The 17,138-nt window shown below is 72.5% G+C and carries 14 protein-coding genes; 8 read left to right on the top strand and 6 right to left on the bottom strand.

What is annotated here, in order from left to right; all coding sequences use genetic code 11:
- Position 1: 1 nt before the first annotated feature.
- Positions 2–1,495 carry a cytochrome ubiquinol oxidase subunit I gene (locus tag AB0G02_RS02295; protein ID WP_360788045.1) on the bottom strand — a complete coding sequence of 498 codons (1,494 nt, stop codon included), beginning with the start codon at positions 1,493–1,495 and terminating at the stop codon, positions 2–4.
- Positions 1,496–1,815: 320 nt separating this feature from the next.
- Between AB0G02_RS02295 and AB0G02_RS02290 the strand changes: the two genes are divergently transcribed.
- A complete protein-coding gene (locus AB0G02_RS02290) occupies positions 1,816–2,415 on the top strand; it encodes a TMEM165/GDT1 family protein (protein WP_360788042.1) in 600 nt (199 codons plus the stop codon).
- 216 nt (positions 2,416–2,631) lie between these two features.
- On the opposite strand, the gene AB0G02_RS02285 is transcribed toward AB0G02_RS02290, so the two are convergent.
- Positions 2,632–3,006 carry a hypothetical protein gene (locus tag AB0G02_RS02285; protein WP_360788039.1) on the bottom strand — a complete coding sequence of 125 codons (375 nt, stop codon included), beginning with the start codon at positions 3,004–3,006 and terminating at the stop codon, positions 2,632–2,634.
- Positions 3,007–3,103: 97 nt separating this feature from the next.
- Complete coding sequence (locus AB0G02_RS02280; protein WP_360788036.1) at positions 3,104–3,397, bottom strand: type II toxin-antitoxin system prevent-host-death family antitoxin; 294 nt, start codon at positions 3,395–3,397, stop codon at positions 3,104–3,106.
- A 364-nt stretch (positions 3,398–3,761) separates the two neighbouring features.
- On the opposite strand from AB0G02_RS02280, the gene AB0G02_RS02275 reads away from it, so the two are divergent.
- Positions 3,762–4,802: a hypothetical protein gene (locus tag AB0G02_RS02275; protein ID WP_360788033.1), complete on the top strand. Its 1,041-nt coding sequence runs from the start codon at positions 3,762–3,764 to the stop codon at positions 4,800–4,802.
- 3 nt (positions 4,803–4,805) lie between these two features.
- On the opposite strand, the gene AB0G02_RS02270 is transcribed toward AB0G02_RS02275, so the two are convergent.
- The 3 genes from AB0G02_RS02270 to AB0G02_RS02260 are packed head-to-tail and all read right to left on the bottom strand — an operon-like array spanning position 4,806 to position 7,513.
- Positions 4,806–5,474: a helix-turn-helix domain-containing protein gene (locus AB0G02_RS02270; protein WP_360788030.1), complete on the bottom strand. Its 669-nt coding sequence runs from the start codon at positions 5,472–5,474 to the stop codon at positions 4,806–4,808.
- A gap of 3 nt (positions 5,475–5,477) precedes the next feature.
- Entirely contained in the window at positions 5,478–6,650 is a 1,173-nt protein-coding gene (locus AB0G02_RS02265) for a fumarylacetoacetate hydrolase family protein (RefSeq protein ID WP_360788027.1), read from the bottom strand.
- Positions 6,647–7,513 carry a hypothetical protein gene (locus tag AB0G02_RS02260; RefSeq protein WP_360788024.1) on the bottom strand — a complete coding sequence of 289 codons (867 nt, stop codon included), beginning with the start codon at positions 7,511–7,513 and terminating at the stop codon, positions 6,647–6,649. The genes AB0G02_RS02265 and AB0G02_RS02260 overlap by 4 nt, the downstream gene beginning before the upstream one ends.
- A 69-nt stretch (positions 7,514–7,582) precedes the next feature.
- On the opposite strand from AB0G02_RS02260, the gene AB0G02_RS02255 reads away from it, so the two are divergent.
- The 6 genes from AB0G02_RS02255 to AB0G02_RS02230 all read left to right on the top strand — a co-directional run bounded on the left by AB0G02_RS02255 (position 7,583) and on the right by AB0G02_RS02230 (position 17,110).
- The gene (locus tag AB0G02_RS02255) at positions 7,583–8,758 is read left to right on the top strand and encodes a homogentisate 1,2-dioxygenase (RefSeq protein ID WP_360788021.1); all 1,176 of its coding nucleotides are present in this window, start codon (positions 7,583–7,585) and stop codon (positions 8,756–8,758) included.
- Between the two features lie 39 nt (positions 8,759–8,797).
- A complete protein-coding gene (locus AB0G02_RS02250; RefSeq protein ID WP_360788018.1) occupies positions 8,798–10,072 on the top strand; it encodes an SWIM zinc finger family protein in 1,275 nt (424 codons plus the stop codon).
- A gap of 514 nt (positions 10,073–10,586) precedes the next feature.
- Entirely contained in the window at positions 10,587–12,074 is a 1,488-nt protein-coding gene (locus AB0G02_RS02245; RefSeq protein ID WP_360788016.1) for a DUF5691 domain-containing protein, read from the top strand.
- Positions 12,071–13,159 carry an AAA family ATPase gene (locus AB0G02_RS02240; RefSeq protein ID WP_360788014.1) on the top strand — a complete coding sequence of 363 codons (1,089 nt, stop codon included), beginning with the start codon at positions 12,071–12,073 and terminating at the stop codon, positions 13,157–13,159. The genes AB0G02_RS02245 and AB0G02_RS02240 overlap by 4 nt, the downstream gene beginning before the upstream one ends.
- Positions 13,159–15,360, top strand: a complete 2,202-nt coding sequence (locus AB0G02_RS02235; protein WP_360788011.1) for a DUF5682 family protein — start codon at positions 13,159–13,161, stop codon at positions 15,358–15,360. The genes AB0G02_RS02240 and AB0G02_RS02235 overlap by 1 nt, the downstream gene beginning before the upstream one ends.
- Before the next feature lie 574 nt (positions 15,361–15,934).
- On the top strand, positions 15,935–17,110 hold the full coding sequence (locus tag AB0G02_RS02230; RefSeq protein ID WP_360788009.1) for a VWA domain-containing protein: 1,176 nt from the start codon (positions 15,935–15,937) through the stop codon (positions 17,108–17,110).
- Positions 17,111–17,138 lie beyond the last annotated feature (28 nt).

Here is a 17,138-nt window from a genome sequence, read left to right as displayed (position 1 = left end):
CTCAGTACGCGAACGACAGGACGTCGTCGCGCTTCTCGTTGTCCTCATCGGGTTTCCGGTCCGGCAGCACGCCCGCGACTCCAGCGCGGACGTACCGCCGGACCAGGAACACCTCGACGACGGCCAGCACCCCGTAGACCAGCGTCAAGGTGATCAGCGACGTCAACACCTCCCCCGGTGTCGACGACGACACGGCACGCGCGGTGAACATCCACACCCCGTCCACCCCGCTCGGGTTCGGCACCACCACGAACGGCTGCCGACCCATCTCGGTGAAGATCCAGCCCATGCTGTTGGCCAGGAACGGCGTCGCGATGCTCCCCAGCGCGAGCCACCGGAACCACCGCCCGCGCGGCACCCGACCGCCGCGGGTGAGCCAGAGGACCAGCAGCCCCACGCCCGCCGAGATCGCGCCGAACCCGATCATCAGCCGGAAACCCCAGTACGTCACCGGCAGGTTCGGCACGTAGTCGATCGGCTGCCCCGACAGCTCACCCAGCCGCGGGTCGACCGGGTAGTTCGTGCCGTACTTCTCCTGGTACAGCGGCACGAGGTCCTCGATGCCCTTGACCTCGGTGGTGAAGTCGTTGTGCGCCAGGAACGACAGCAGCGCGGGCACCGTGATGCTCTTGACGTCCTCGCAGTCCTGCCGCGACACGTCCCCGATCGCGAACACCGAGAACGACGCGGGCGCCTCGGTGTGGCACAGCGCCTCGGCCGCCGCCATCTTCATCGGCTGCTGCTCGAACATCAGCTTGCCCTGGAAGTCGCCGCTGATCGCGAGCCCGGTGAACGCCACGACGCCCACCCACGTGCCGAGCTTCACCGACGCCCGCCACACCGGACCGTCGTCGTCGCGTCGCCGGTCGGCCCCGCGCCGCCACAGGTGCCACGCCGCGATGCCCACCAGGAACGCCGCCGCGACGGCGAACGCGCCGAAGACCGTGTGCGGGAACGCGGCCAGCACGGTGTTGTTGCCCAGCACCGCCCAGATCGACGTCAGCCGCGGTCGCCCGTCCACCAGCTCCACCCCGACGGGGTGCTGCATCCACGAGTTCGCGGCCAGGATGAAGTACGCCGAACCGATCGAGGCCAGCGAGAACGCCCACGCGCAGGCCAGGTGGACCTTCTTCGGCAGGCGGTCCCAGCCGAAGATCCACAGCCCCAGGAACGTCGACTCGACGAAGAACGCGACCAGGCCCTCCATGGCCAGCGGTGCGCCGAACACGTCCCCGACGAACCGGGAGTAGGCGCTCCAGGTCATGCCGAACTGGAACTCCTGCACGATGCCGGTCACCACGCCCATGGCGAAGTTGATCAGCAGCAGCTTGCCCCAGAACTTGGTCATCGCCAGGTACTTGCGGTCACCCGTGCGCACCCACGCGGTCTGCATCCCCGCCACCAGCAGGGAGAGCCCGATGGTCAGCGGCACCATCAGGAAGTGGTAGACGGTGGTGATGCCGAACTGCCACCGCGCCAGGTCGAGTACGTCCACGGGACGAACGTAGGCCGGGACCAGGGGCGTTCCTCAGGTACGACGGTCCCTCCCGGACCGGGACCTAGGTCCCGTGCGCACCGTCACGTGGGGGTCGTGCGCCCGTCCGGGGTATCGTGGGGACGCCAGAGGGGAGTAGTTCCCCCGGGTCACCACGACCGGGGCGAGAGGATCGACACACTGGTCCGCCGCGTGCGGACCCGGTCCCTCACCCGCTTCACCACGAGCGGGCGAACGAGACCTCCGGCCGGGCAGTGCACCACGCCCGGTCGGGGTCGTGCTGCCTCCGTCCGGGTTCACATCGGACGTCGGAGGTACCCGTGGCACCCGAACTCGTCGCCCTGGTGACGGCTTTCGCGATCGTCTTCCTGGCCGAGCTGCCGGACAAGACCATGGTCGCCACCCTCGTGCTCACCACCCGGTACCGGGCGTGGCCGGTGTTCGCGGGCGTCACGGCGGCGTTCGCCGTCCAGTGCGTCGTGGCCGCCACGTTCGGCGGCGTGCTCACCCTGCTGCCCGACCGGGTGGTCGCGGGCGTCGTCGCGGTGCTGTTCGCCGTCGGCGCGTTCCTGCTGCTCAAGGAGGGTTTCTCGACCGACGGCGACGAGTCGGGCGAGGCCTCTTCCGGACCCGGTCGGGTGACGTTCCTGCGGGCCGCGCTCACGTCGTTCGGCGTGCTGTTCGCGGCCGAGTGGGGTGACGCCTCGCAGCTGGCGACGGCCGCCCTGTCCGCCCGCTACGCCAGCCCGGTGTTCGTGGGCCTGGGCGCGTTCCTGGCGCTGGCCACCGTCGCCGCGATCGCGGTCCTGGTGGGCCGCCGCATCGCGACCCGCATCCCGACCCACCTGATCCAGCGGGTGAGCGGCTTCGTCTTCGCCGCGTTCGCCCTGTTCGCGCTCTGGCAGGTGATCGCGGGCTGACCGGGGACCACCGGCCGGTTCCCGCTCGTCGGGGGAATGGCGAACCGGCCGGGGTTCGTCCCGCGAGGAGGCGCGGACCTGCCGTCCGCCCACGTGGAGTCCACCGTCGTTCCGCGGCGACTTCGACGAGCGCGACGTGGAAACCGCGCAGCGCGCCTGTCGGGGCGCAGGACCGTGCTCACTGCGGACGGCTGCCCCGAAGTCCACCCGGCCTAGTCAGTCAATCCACGGCGGGGTGTCGAGATTCGGGTACTCGTTCACCGCAGCCGCGAGCTCGCCGTTGCTGATCACGGCGAGCACGCGGTACCGCGACTTCAGCACTCCGCGTTCCTGGTAGACGAGGATGTAATCGCACGCCTGCGGACCTGACCGGTCGAGATCGTGGAGCGTGCCTGCGACCGCGTCGAGTTCCTTTTGGCGCTGTCGCGAGACACCTCTTCTCCACCGCTTGTCCCCGAGCGGACCGCCATACTGCGACGGTGGGAGATCCAGGGCGTCCCGACTGATGGCCAGGAGTTCCTCTGCGACATCCGAGGGAGCCTTCAAGTACAGGTCTTCCGCCGCAGCATCAGTCCACTCCACGTCATACACGATCGACATTGTGTTCGATCACTCGATCGGGTATCCCCCAATTCGCCAAGCGACCACCCGTCCGGCCCAACAGCCCTACTCACCGTCAGGATGATCTCTACCGATTTCTGCGGTCCTCGATCTGCTGGGCCACTTCGGCAGGGGAGAGCACCTTCGGGTTCTCCTCGGCAGCGCGTTCGTCCAGTACTTGGCCGATCGTCCCGTGGGTGAGCACCAGTTCCTCGACTCGGACGTCCCGCAGTGGAGTGATGAGAGCGATGAAGCGACCATGCTTGGTGATGATCGCCGGCTGATCCGAATCGTTGATCTCGTCCAATACCTGAGCTGTGCTCTGATTCAGCTCACGCATGGTGTAGGTCTTGACGTTCGCCAGCTCGGTCCTCGTCCTCATCGCTTCTCCCCGGGATCAGTCACACTTCGACAAGCTAGTCGGAGGTGGTCGACACGTCATGCGGAATGGACGCAGTCACTGCGTTGAACGACCGGACTGACGCCTTCGCCCACCCATGAAGACGGGAACACGCTGCTTCGGTCGACATCCCGCGTCGGCCCGGCGCGGTGGTCCACTGCTGTCTGAAGCGCTTCGGCGCAGTAGGGCTAAGTCGGCCACGTCTTCTCGACGGTCGGAACGGAGCGACCGGGTGGTCATCATCGCCCGGTGGACCCGCAGCAGGTGTGCCAGCGCAGGCACTTCACGTTCTCGTGGACCGCTCTTGCGCGAGGGAGCCGTACCGCTCCCGCGTTCTGCCGGTCTCATGCGCCACTCCTCACGTCCACCGCCACGAACGGTGGTTGTAGTATTTTTGTATTACAACTCCTCCCGTTGTCAAGGGATACGGCCCATGGACGCCAAAGACACAGGTCAGAGCTTCAGCGGCGGGCTGGGCGGATCGACTCAGGAACTCGAGTCCATCCGGTCCGCGGCACGATGGCTCGTAGGCGCCTCGGCCGCGATCCTCGCCGTCCTGCTGGCCGGCGTGCAGGTGAACGCGATCAGCCGGATCGACGAGCTGACCCTCCTCCGGTTCCTCGGCTCGGTGCCAGCGGTGTTCCTCGCGCTCGGCTGCACCGGCGCGGTCCTCTACCTGGCGGCCCGGGTTCTCATCCCGCCCGGCTGGACCCTGACCGGCCTCGCGCATCTCGCGTCGACCAAGCCGCAGGTCTGGCACAGACACTGGGCGTACGAGGAGCTCCAGGGCAGGCGTGGGCTCCTGACCCCGACCGCGGAACTCGACCTGGACAAGCTCTACCGGCACCACCGCGCCATGTTCGTGGCACTCGTGGAACTGCGGGAAAGAGGAAGCACCACGCTGGGCTCGAGCCTGGTGGGGAATCCCGCCGGGAGCACCTCCTACTCCGTCGACGTGGACGGCGACGAGGAGCGGCTGACCCAGCGGTTGCACCTGGTCGAGGACATCACCGAACGCATCACGGCCACGGTGAACCTGGCCGACGTGCGACGCCGATACCGGCGGCTCATCCGGAGTCTGCCCTGGCTCGGAGTCGTCACCGCCCTCTCCGTCGCGGCATTCATCTGGGCGACCGCTCCGGCGACCGGCGCGCCGATCACCGCACCGGTCCGGGTGGAGGTCCACTTCATCGACGATCAACGCGTCCTGGTCGGCGAACGGATCCCGGTTGGCTGCGCCGGACGCACCGTCGCGGGCGTCGCACTCGGGGGCACGTTCGAGGAACCGGTCGTGACCAGCGTCGGAGATGCGGGGTGCATGCTCAACCAGGTGCGCCTCAGGAAGGGCGCGGCAGCGGTGGCACCGGCACCGTCAACCACCAAGTGACGCTCAGCGCAACGCGTCGGCCACCTCCTGGGCCGCCCGCACCACCTGCGGCCCCACCACGTCACCGTCTAGCCGTTCCAGGGCCACCACGCCCACGCTGGCCCGCAAGCCGGGCACCCCGCGCACCGGCGCCGCCACCCCGAACGCGCCCGGCTGGAGCTCGCCCGTCGAGTGGACCCACTGCCGCCCCTCCGGCGACAGCCCGATGGCCTTGCCCGCCGCACCCCGGTGCACCGGGTGGCGCGACCCGACCCGGTACGCCACGTGGTAGGCCGTCCACGACGGCTCGACCACGGCCACCGCCTGCGCCTCGCTGCCGTCGGCCACGGTCAGGTGCGCGGTCGCGCCCACGGCCTCCGCCAACGTCCGCAGCGCGGGCTGCGCGGCCAGCCGCAACTGCGGCAGCACGTTCGACGCCAGCCGCAGCACGCCCAGCCCGAGCCGCACCTTCGACCCCTCGCGCCGCACCAGCCCGCGCGACTGCAACGGCACCAGCAGCCGGTACACCGCGGCCCGCGACGCGCCGATGGCCGCCGCCAGCTCGCTGATCGACGGCGCCTCCGACTCCGCGTCGGCCACCGCCTGGAGCAGGGCCAAGCCCCGCTCCAGGGTCAACGAGCTCTCCTTGGACGCGGGTGCCGGCAGCCGGCCGCGGGGATCGGGTCTGACCACGCTCTACCTCTCGTCGGCGGGCGCGACCGTGCCGACCACCTCGGCCAGCCCGACGACCGAACCGCTCTCGCCCGGGGCCGTCGCGGTGATCCGCACCGTGTCGCCGTCCTCCAGGAAGGTCCGCTCGCCGTCGTCGAGCACCACCGGCTCCTTCCCGCCCCAGCTCAGCTCCAGGAAGGAGCCGCGCTCGCCGCGGGCCGGGCCGGACACGGTGCCCGACGCGATCAGGTCGCCCGGCCGAACGGTAGCGCCGTTCACCGACAGGTGCGCGAGTTGCTGGGCGAACGTCCACGACATCTCGCGGAACGGCGGCCTGGACACCACCGTGCCGTTCCACTCGACCTCGATGTCGATGTCGAGGCCCCACGACTGGTCCTCGACCAGGTACGGCAGCACGTCGTTGCCCAGCGGCGGCGGGGACACGCGGGCCACCGCGAACGCCTCCAGCGGCGTGATCCACGCCGAGATCGACGTGGCGAACGACTTGCCCAGGAACGGCCCGAGCGGCTGGTACTCCCACGCCTGGATGTCGCGCGCGGACCAGTCGTTGACCAGCGCCACGCCGAACACGTGGTCGACCGCCCGCGACGGCGTCAGCCGCGACGCGACGGGGCCGCCGCACACGAACCCGACCTCGGCCTCGATGTCCAGCCGTCCCGTGGGCCCGAACACCGGACCCGTCGACGACTGCCGCTGCCCGTGCGGCCGCACGACCGGCGTGCCGGACACGACGACCGTCCCGGCCCGGCCGTGGTAGCCGACGGGCAGGTGCGTCCAGTTCGGCAGCAGCGCCTGGCCGTCGGGCCGGAAGATGCGGCCGACGTTCTCCGCGTGGTGGCGCGACGAGTAGAAGTCCACGTAGTCGGCCACGGTGAACGGCAGCACGGCGCCGCCCAGGTCGACCAGCTCGGCGCCGCGCGGCGCGGACGTGGCCGACACGATCTCGACCAGCCGCGCCCGCAGCTCGCTCCACGCCGGCCGCCCGGCCGCCAGCAGCGCGTCCAGGGACGCCTCGGCCACCAACGGCTTCAAGCGCTGCCCCAGAGCCAGCCCGCGCAGCAGCAGCGCCCGGTCGCCCACCCGGACCGCGACACCGCCGGGCACGACGCCGTAGGGCAGCGTCTGCGGCCCGAACGGCGCGTCGGCGGTGAACGCGGGGTCCTCGATCCAGCTCACAGCAGACCCAGCTCTTCGAGGTCCGCGATCGGCTCGTCCAGCGAGCACGACCCGTAGGAGGCGAACACGCCGCGGACGGCGTGCGCGGCCTGGTCGGACAGCCCGGCGGCCTCCTCGCCCAGCGCGACCGCGTCCGTGCTGGACAGCGCCTCGCGCACGTCGCCCCCGGACAGCGACCGGGCGGTGGCGACGAGCAGGTTGAGGAAGCCGTGGTGGGTGAACCCGGTTGCCTCGTCGGTGCGCCGGACCGCGTGGTGCAGGCCGGCCGTCGCCTTGAACGCCACGCCGCCGCCGCTGACCACCGACAGGAAGTCCGCGACCTCGTCGACGCTGGGGAAGTTCTCCTTGCTCACGCCGCCGCAGCGCAGCTTGGGCCAGCTGCCGTGCTCGATGACGCGGCGCACGCCGTCCAGCCACTCGGCGCCGCCACGCCGGGGTTCGACGACCCTGATGACGTCCTCGGGCACGAACTCCGAGACGCGTTCGAGCCACACCTCGTCCACGTCGGACGGGGCGGGCATCTCGACCATCCGCAGCGCCAGCAGCTCGCTGCGGGACTCGACGATCGACACGGCCTTGGGCACACCCCCCAGACCCGTGTCGATGACCAGCGACAGGGCGACCGGCTTCACCGGCTTGACCTTGATCAGCTCGGTGATCAGCTCGGCCAGTCGGGACGCGGGGCACAGGAACAGCCCCACCGCACCGGCCCATTCCCCGGTACGTGCGTCGAGGTGGCCGCGGACCGCGTCGGACATGGTCGCGTTGCCCGGCGGGAACAGTGCCGCGTCGTCCACAAGCCTCGCGAGCAGGGGCGGAGTGCCGCGGGGACCGGGCGCACGGAGTTCGAAGGCGCTTGACACGGCTGACACGCTAGTGGCGTACCGGTCAATGAACAAAGATGTCCGACTATCGAACGCCCGGAGTGAACCATGGCGTACTACCGCCAGGTGGGTGAGATCCCCCGAAAGCGCCACACGCAGTTCCGCACACCGGAGGGCGGGCTGTACGCGGAAGAGCTCATGGGGGTCGAGGGCTTCTCAGCCGATTCGGCGCTGCTCTACCACCGCCACCTGCCGACCGCGATCGTCGACGCGGTCACCGTGGAGGAGACCCGCGGCGCGCTGGCGCCGAACCTCCCGCTCAAGCCGCGGCACTTCAGGACACCCGCCCTGACCTGGGACTCCGACACGGACGCGGTCACCGGCAGGCGGACGCTGCTCGGCAACTCCGATGTGGTCATCGGCTTCGTGACCGCCACCGCGCCCAGCCCGCTGTACCGCAACGCGGCCGGCGACGAGCTGCTGTACGTGCGGTCCGGCGAGGGCGTCGTGGAGACGATCTACGGCGCGCTGCCCGTCGGTGAGGGCGATTACGTGGTGCTACCGACGTCCTGCACCTACCGCGTGGTGCCGTCCGAACCGATGGACATCCTGGTGCTGGAGGCGACCGGTCACATCGGACCGCCGAAGCGGTACCTGTCGTCGAAGGGGCAGTTCCTGGAGCACTCGCCGTACTGCGAGCGCGACCTGCGCGGGCCGGTGGAGCCGTTGGTGGTCGACGGCGAGGACGTGGACGTGCTCGTGCGGCACCGCGCCGGCCTCACCCGGTTCACCTACGCCAATCACCCGTTCGACGTCGTCGGCTGGGACGGCTGCCTGTACCCGTGGGCGTTCAACATCCGCGACTTCGAGCCGATCACGGGCCGCGTGCACCAGCCGCCGCCCGTGCACCAGACGTTCGAGGGGCCGAACTTCGTGGTGTGCTCGTTCGTGCCGCGCAAGGTCGACTACCACCCGCTGGCAGTCCCGGTGCCGTACAACCACGCGAACGTGGACTCGGACGAGCTGATGTTCTACGTCGGCGGCAACTACGAGGCGCGCAAGGGCTCCGGCATCGGCCTCGGCTCGCTGTCGCTGCACCCGTCGGGCTGCACGCACGGACCCCAGCCGGGCGCGGTCGAGGCGTCGCTGGGCGTGGAGCGGTTCGACGAGACCGCGGTCATGGTGGACACCTTCCGACCGCTGGACCTGGGCGAGGCCGCGCTGGCGACCGAGGACCCGAAGTACGCCTGGTCGTGGGCACGTCGGGGTCCTGACCTGGATTGATCGACTTTTTGTCGGTGCCTGGCCCTAACGTCTGCCGGCATGGACGCACGAGCGCTTCTGGAGCAGGCCCCGGACGGCCAGGTGGCGAGCAGCGCCACCCGGCTGGCGGGGTCCTCCGGGTGGCAGGGGACGGGTCGCAGCGACACGGCCCTGTGGGGCCTGTGCAAGGGCAGCGGCAAGAACCCGTACCAGGTGTGCGTCGACCTGGGTGACCGCGCGACGAAGTGCTCGTGCCCGTCCCGCAAGTTCCCGTGCAAGCACGCGCTGGCGTTGCAGCTGCGCGACGCGCGCGAGCCGCTGCCCGCGGCGGAACCGCCCGACTGGGTGGACGAGTGGCTGACCCGCCGCCACCGCGCCGCCGCTGCCCCCGCCCCGGTCGACTCGCCGGAGGCGGCGCAGCGGAGGGCCAGGGCCAAGGAGAAGACGGCCTCGGCCAGGGAGAGCGCGGTGCGCGCCGGCGTGGCCGGGCTGACCGACTGGCTGGCCGACGTGGCCGGTGCGGGGCTGGCGGGGCTGCCCGCGCGGGACGCGGCGTGGTGGCACTCGATCCAGGCCCGGATGGTCGACGCGCAGGCCAAGGGGTTGGCGTCGGCGGTGGACGAGGTGCGCGGCATCGTCGCGGCCGGCGGGCCGGACTGGGCGCACGACGCGGCCGACCGGTTGGGCGGGCTGCACCTCTTGGCCCGGTTGGCGGAGTCGCCCGATCCGGTGGTGCGCCGCCGGTTGGGGTTCTCCGTGGCCGAGGAGGAGGTGCGCGGCGGTCCGGGGTGGTCGGACGACTGGGTGCCGTTGCTGAAGCTGGAGTCCGACGACGGCCTGGTGCGGACCGTGCGGCAGTGGGCGTGGGGGCGTGCGCACGGGTGGGTGGTGGCGGTGCGGCACGCCGGGGGCGGCGCCCGTCCGGTGCCGCCGTTGACGCACGGGGTGCTGGTCCAGGGGGTGCTGCACCCCTATCCCGGCGTGCCGCCGCACCGGGTGGCGGTGGGTGAGGTGCTGGCGGAGCGGCAGCCGTCGCCGGTGCCGGCGCCCGGGTCGTGGCGGGAGGCGCTGGCCGGGCTGGAGGAGTACCTGAAGGCCGACCCGTGGCAGCGCCTGCACCCGCTGGGGTGCGCGTCGGTGCGGGTCACCGAGGACACCGCGCGGCTGGTCGACGGTGCGGGTCACGGCGTGCGGGTCCGGGGGGACCTGGCGCTGGACCAGGCGCTGGCCGTGACGGGCGGGGGTCCGTTCGACGCGTGGGGCTTGTGGAACGGCCGTGAGCTGCGCCTGGGTGCCGTGGCCACGCCAGGCGGAACCCCGGAGGTGGTGGGATGATCATCCAGGCAAGGCGGCGGGCGAGCCTCCGGCTCCTGCGGCAACGGCTCCGGCCACACGATCGGGTGATCATGGCCCGAGAATGTACGGAAACACCGTTACCGCACCTCGGTTGCAAACGAGGAACCGCGACCCACCAACCCGCCCCGACCAACACCCCCGCCACGCCCGGCGGACACGACGAGCCGGTCAGGCTCAGCGGTGGACCGGGCGAGCCCGACCGTCCCCACCGGACCGCCCGAGCCAGTGCCGGCAGCCCGACCGACCGCAGTCGCCCCACCGTCCCGACCGACCGGGATCGCCGGACCAGCCCGGCCAACCTGAACCGCCTGATCGCCCCGGCCGACCGGGCTGATCGGATCGCCTCGGCCGACCGCGGTCTCCGACCCAGCCCGGCCCACCGGTCTCACCAAGTCGTCGCGGCCCACCGGTCTCACCGGGTCGTCGCGGCCGGCCGGGATCGTCGGGACATCCGGGCCGGTCGCACCAACGGACGTGGCCGGGGTGGTCGAGCGTGACCCTCCACGCCGAATGGGACGAGGCCGTGCAGGCGGCCCTGGTGGGTGCACACCGCTCGGGCACCACACCGGCCGCCCTGCTGGACCGGGTGGCCGCCTTGGGCGTGGCCGCGCACGGCGCGCAGCTACCGCCGTCGGTGGACGCACCGCTGCTGCCACCCGCCCCCGGGTCCGCCGACGTGCGCGCGCACCGGGCCGCGAGGTCCGTGCTGGCGCAGATCCTGGCCCTGGACGACCAGGTGCTGCTGACGGAGTGGTGCGGCATGGCCAAGGCGGCCGGCGTCGTGGCCGACCACCGCGAACTGCCCGCCCTGCTGGGCCTGGGCACCGCGCACCCCGGCCTGCGTCCGGCCGTGTCCGCCGTCCTCGGTGCCCGCGGCCGGTGGTTGGCGGGCATCCGGCCGGGCTGGACCTGGGCCGCGACCGGCACGACCACCGAGGAGGTCGACCTCGACCAGGCCCTCGACCTGCCCGGCACGTCCCGCCTCGCCGCCCTGCGCCGCGCCCGCAACCAGGATCCCGCCAGGACGCGGGATTTCCTGGCCGCCCAGTTCGACGTCCAGCGCCGCGCCACCGACCGTCAGGTGCTGGTCAGCGCACTGGAGGCGAACCTCGGGCCGGCCGACGAACCGCTCCTCGAACACGCGTTGGACGACCGCGCGATCGGCGTGCACGACGAGGCATTGCGCCTGCTGCGCACGCTGCCCACGTCGGCGCTGGCCGAACGCGCCGCCGAACGCCTGCACCGCGGCCTGTGGCTGACCAACGACGGGTTCGACGTGCAGACCGACGAGCTGTGGGCCGAGACCGCGCCCGAGCCCGACGAGGCCCGTGACCTGATGAAGGACGGGTCCGAGGCCGGTGTCGCGGGACGCATCCGGGGTGCGGCGGCGAGCGTCCCGCCGCAGCACTGGACCGGCCGCCTCGGCACCGACGACGCGGGCGCGGCGGCCGAGCTGGCCCGTGGCCCGTGGGCGAGTTCGCTGCTGCGCGGCGTCGCGCAGAACCTCAAGCTGGCCGACGACGCGCGGCCGTGGGCGGTCGCGGCGACCCGGTCGCTGACCGGCATGGAGCAGCTGGAGATGCTCGGCGGGTTGCCCGCCGACCTGGCCGCGCGCACCGTGGTCGAGGTGTCGCGCCAGTGGAACTACGACCTGCTCGACCACGCCTGTTCGCAGTTGCCCGGCCCGTGGAGCGCGCAGGCCACCGCGGACCTGCTCGACCGCTACGCCGCCATGCGCGACCCGAGGTGGCGTGCCGGCCGACCGCCCGCGGTGCTGCTGGCCAGGGGCGATGCCGAGGTGCTCGGCGCGAACTGGGCCCGCATCACCGAGCGCTGGCCCGAGCACACCGTCGAGCTGGACGTCCTGCGCCTGCGGATGCAGCTGCGCGAGGCGTTCAGCGGCGACGCGCCCGACCACCAAGCGTCAGACCACCAAGCGTCAGACCACGAGGCGTTCAACCACCGGGAGGAAAGCCAGTGACCACCGAAACCGTGCTGCGGCCCGCCGCGGAACAGCAGTACGCCGCCGAGCTCGCGGCCGTGGCGGCGGCGGACGACCGGCCCCGCCCGCCGCGGTGGCGGATGTCGCCCCAGGCGGTGGTCACCTACGTGCTCGGCGGCAGGCTCCCGGACGGCACGGTGATCACGCCGAAGTACGTCGGGGACCGGCGGCTGGTCGAGGTCGCCGTCGGCACCCTGGTCACCGACCGGGCGTTGTTGCTGGTCGGCGTGCCGGGCACGGCGAAGTCGTGGCTGTCCGAGCACATCGCGGCGGCGGTGAGCGGGAACTCGATGCTGGTCGTGCAGGGCACCGCGGGCACCGGCGAGGACCAGGTCCGCTACGGCTGGAACTACGCGCGGCTGATCGCGGAAGGTCCGTCCGAGGCGGCGTTGGTGGCGAGCCCGGTGATGACGGGGATGCGCGAGGGCGCGGTGGTCCGGGTCGAGGAGCTGACCCGGATGCCCGCCGAGGTGCAGGACTCGTTCATCACGATCCTGTCCGAGAAGACGTTGCCGGTGCCGGAGCTGGGCATCCAGGTGCAGGCCGTGCCGGGGTTCACCGTGATCGCCACCGCGAACGACCGCGACCGGGGCGTGAACCAGATGTCGTCCGCGCTCGCCCGTCGCTTCAACACGGTCGTGCTGCCGCCGCCCGCGACCGAGGACGACGAGGTGGAGATCGTGTCCGCGCGCGCCGCGCAGCTCGGTCGCGCGTTGCAGCTGCCCGCCGAGCCGCCCGCGTTGGAGGAGGTGCGCCGGGTGGTGCGGATCTTCCGCGAGCTGCGCAACGGGTCCACGGTGGACGGTCGCACGCAGCTGAAGAAGCCGAGCGGCAGCCTGTCCACGGCCGAGGCGATCTCCGTGGTGACCAGCGGCATGGCGCTGGCCGGGCACTTCGGTGACGGCACGATCACGGCGGACGAGCTGGCGTCCGGGCTGCTGGGCGCGGTGGTGAAGGACCGCGTGTCCGACGCGGCGGCGTGGCAGGAGTACCTGGAGGCGGTGGTGAAGGAGCGTGCCGAGTGGCGCGACCTGTACCGGGCCTGTCAGGACATGGTGGGCTGATGGTGCGGGAACAGCCGTTGCCGGAGCGGGTGACGCTGCTCGGCATCCGTCACCACGGTCCGGGTTCGGCGCGCATGGTCGAGGCGGCGTTGGCGGCCGTGCGGCCCGAGGTGGTGCTGATCGAGGGACCACCGGAGGGTGACGCGCTGCTGCGGCACGTGCCGGACCTGACGCCGCCGGTGGCGTTGCTGCTGCACGACGAGGCGGAGCCGGCGCGGGCCGCGTTCTGGCCGTTCGCGGAGTTCTCGCCGGAGTGGCGGGCGATGAGGTGGGCGCACGCGAACGACGTCCCGGTCCGGTTCTTCGACCTGCCGGCCGCGGCGTCCCTGGACGACACGACCAGCGAGTCCGACGGCTCGGACCAGCCGAAACCCGCGCTCGACCCGTTGGGCACGCTGGCGGAGGCGGCCGGTTTCGACGACCCGGAGCGCTGGTGGGAGGACGTGGTCGAGCACCACACCGACCCGCGTGACCTGGCGGAGGCGGTCGCGGAGGCGATGGGCGCGCTGCGGGAGGAGTTCGCCGATCAGGTGGACGCCCGCACGTTGCGCCGGGAGGCCGCGATGCGGCAGAACGTGCGGCAGGCGTTGAAGGACGTCGAGGGGCCGGTCGCGGTGGTCGCCGGGGCGTGGCACGTGCCCGCGCTGCGCACCCTGCCGCCCGCGTCGGTCGACGCCGCGGCGTTGAAGGGGTTGCCGCGCAGGAAGGTCTCGGGCACGTGGGTGCCGTGGAGCCACGGCCGGCTGGCGTCGTCGTCCGGTTACGGCGCGGGTGTCGACTCACCCGGTTGGTACGCGCACTTGTGGGAGTGCGCCGAGCGCGGTGACGCGGTGCCTCGGTGGTTCGCGAAGGCGTGCGCGGTGCTGCGGGCGGAGGACCTGCCCGCGTCGACGGCGAGCGCGGTGGAGGCCGTGCGGCTGGCGGACGCGTTGGCCGCGATGCGGGGTCGGCCGTCGCCGGGGTTGTCGGAGGTGATGGAGGCGTCGCTGGCGGTGTTGTGCGGCGGTGACGCCACCCCGCTGCGCCTGGTGCACGAGCAGTTGGTCGTCGGTGAGCGGTTGGGCGAGGTGGGCGACGAGGTGCCGACGTCGCCGCTGGCCGCGGACCTGGCGCGGCTCCAGCGCCGCCTCCGCCTGCCACCGGGTGCGGCCGTCAAGCCGATCCGCTTGGACCTGCGCAAGGACACCGATCGCGAGCGGTCGAAGTTGTTGCGGCGCTTGGAGGTCCTGGACGTGCCGTGGGGCACGCCGGACGCGACCCGCACGCTGGGCACGTTCGCCGAGGCGTGGCAGTTGCTGTGGCGGCCGGAGTTCGCGGTGGCGCTGGCGGTGGCGGCCCGGCACGGCACGACGGTCGAGGCGGCGGCGCGCACGGTGCTGATGACGCGTGCGTCGGCGGCCACCCGCGTGGTCGACGCGGCCGAGACCCTGAGCCGGTCGGTGGGGTGCGAGATCCCCGAGGCCGTCGCCGCGTCCCGCCAGGCCCTCGACCGCTGCGCCGCGGCCGCCACGGACGCGCTGGAGCTCCTGGCCGCGCTGCCGGACCTGGCCACCACCGTCCGCTACGGCTCGGTGCGCGGCACGGACCCGGAACTGCTGCGCGTGGCGCTGCACGGGTTGTTGGCGCGCGGTGCCGTCGGTCTGCCCCTGGCGTGCCGCGGGGTGGACGAGGACACGGCGGAACGCGCGGTCAGGGCGGTCGAGGGTGCGGACGACGCGGTCCGCCTGGCCGCCGACGAAGAGCACCGGGACACCTGGCAGCGGGCGCTGAAGTCGCTGGTCGCCATGCCCGACGCGCACGGCCTGCCGACCGGTCGCGCCACGCGGCTGCTGTGGGAGACGGGCGCGTTGGACTCGGACGAGGTGGCCGCCCGCCTGCACCGGGCGGTGTCGCTGGCGTCCGGGGCGACGGCCTTCGTGGCGGGCTTCCTGCGCGGATCGGCCGCCCTGCTCACCGCCGACCCGCGTCTGTTCGGCGTGGTGGACGAGTGGCTGACCGGCCTGTCAGGGGCCGATTTCGCGGCCGCCCTGCCGCTCCTGCGCCGCGCCGTGGGCGAGTTCAGCCCGGCCGAGCGCCGGATGCTGGGCGACCGGGTCCGCGGCACCGCGGCGGGTGGGGCGGTGGCGTCGGGCGACTGGGACGAAGACCTCGCCGCCCGGCTGGCCGAGCACGTGCGCGATCTGCTGGCGGCCCACGCATGACCCCGCTCCGCGTGCGGCCACTCGCGACACCCTCCCCCGCGCTCGACCGGGCCCGGGGTGGTGCTGGCGGCGGCGAGAGCCGCAGCTCAGGGCGGTGGGAGCGCAGAGCGGGGGCTGGGAGCGAGTTGGGAGCAGGGCGGCGGGCCGGGGGCAGGGATGCGGCCGGGGGCTGGGCAGCCAACGGGCGGGCCGGGAGCAGGGCGGGGGGCCGCAGGCCGTGGGAGCAGGACGGCGGGCCGGGAGAGCAGGACGGCGGCGGCCGGAGGGCCAGGGCGGGCCGAGGGGCAGGGCCGCAAGGCCGGGAGGCAGGGCGGGCCGAGGGGCAAGGCCGCAAGGCCGGGAGGCAGGGCGGGCCCAGGGGCAAGGCCGGGGCGCAGAGCGGGGACCGGGAGGCAGGGCGGGGCGAGGGGCGGAGTCGGGTGGGATCGGCGGGGGGGACGTAGGTCGTGGTTGGTCGGGGCTCCTCATGGTTTTAACCGAGGAGCGGTAACAGCGTTTCCGTACATATTCGGGTCATGATCACCCGATGGTGTGACAGAGGGTCTGGCTGGTCGGAGAGGGGCGGGTGGTCGGGGTGACGCAGGACAGCGCGGTCGAGAGGCAGCGGCGGTGGCGGTTGTTGTTGGGTGGGGCGGCCGGGGATCTCGGACCGCTCGGGGAGGATGACCAGCGGCGGGATGCCGCGCTGACCGGGTTGTACGGCGGCGGTGGGGATCCGGTCGACGCCGGGGGGAAGCGGAGTGCCGGGTTGGGTGGGTCGTCGCCCGTCCTGCACCGGTGGTTGGGCGACGTCCGCACGTACTTCCCGAGTTCGGTCGTGCAGGTCATGCAGAGGGACGCCGTCGAACGGTTGGGGCTGCGCCAACTGCTGCTGGAGCCGGAACTGCTGTCGAGCGTCGAACCGGACGTGAGCCTGGTCGGCACGTTGGTCTCGCTGTCGCACGCCATCCCCGAACGGACCCGCGAGACCGCCCGCGCCGTCGTCCGCAAGGTCGTGGAGGACATCGAGCGCAAGCTGGCCGACCGCCTCCTGGCCGCCGTGCACGGCGCGATCGACCGGTCCCGCCGCACGAGCCGGCCGCGACTGTCCGATGTGGACTGGAACCGCACGATCCGCAAGAACCTGCGCCACTACCAGCCCGACCAGGGCACGGTGATCGTGCAGGACCTGGTCGGCAACAGCCGTCGCAGCCGCCAGGCCTCGCTGCGGGACGTCGTCCTGCTCGTCGACCAGTCCGGCTCGATGGCCGAGTCGGTCGTCTACTCCGCCGTCCTCGGCGCGTCGTTGGCGTCGTTGAAGGCGGTCGACACGAAGCTGGTCGTGTTCGACACCGAGGTGGTCGACCTGACCGAGCAGCTGAAGGACCCGGTCGACCTGCTGTTCTCCACCCAGCTCGGCGGCGGCACGGACATCAACCGCGCCGTGGCGTACGGCCAGTCGCTGGTCCGCCGCCCGACGGACACGGTGATGGTGCTGATCAGCGACCTGTACGAGGGGGGTGTGGCGCGGGAGTTGCAGCGGCGGGTGCGGGAGCTGGTGCAGAGCGGGGTGACGGTCGTCGTGCTGCTCGCCCTGTCGGACAGCGGCACGCCCGCTTACGACCACGAGCTGGCGGCGCAGTTGTCGGAGCTGGGTGCGCCCGCGTTCGCCTGCACGCCAGACCGGTTCCCGGACCTGCTGGCGACGGCGTTGCGGCGGGAGGACGTCGGCGCGTGGGCCGAGCAGAGCGGCATCCCGGTGGGCCGCTGAACCGCCGAGCCACCTACATGCCGGAGAA

The organism is Actinosynnema sp. NPDC023658, assembly GCF_040639995.1.
Lineage (GTDB): Bacteria > Actinomycetota > Actinomycetes > Mycobacteriales > Pseudonocardiaceae > Actinosynnema.
The sequence above is the reverse complement of the archived record's forward strand: the minus strand, read 5'-3'. Positions and strand labels throughout refer to the sequence as shown.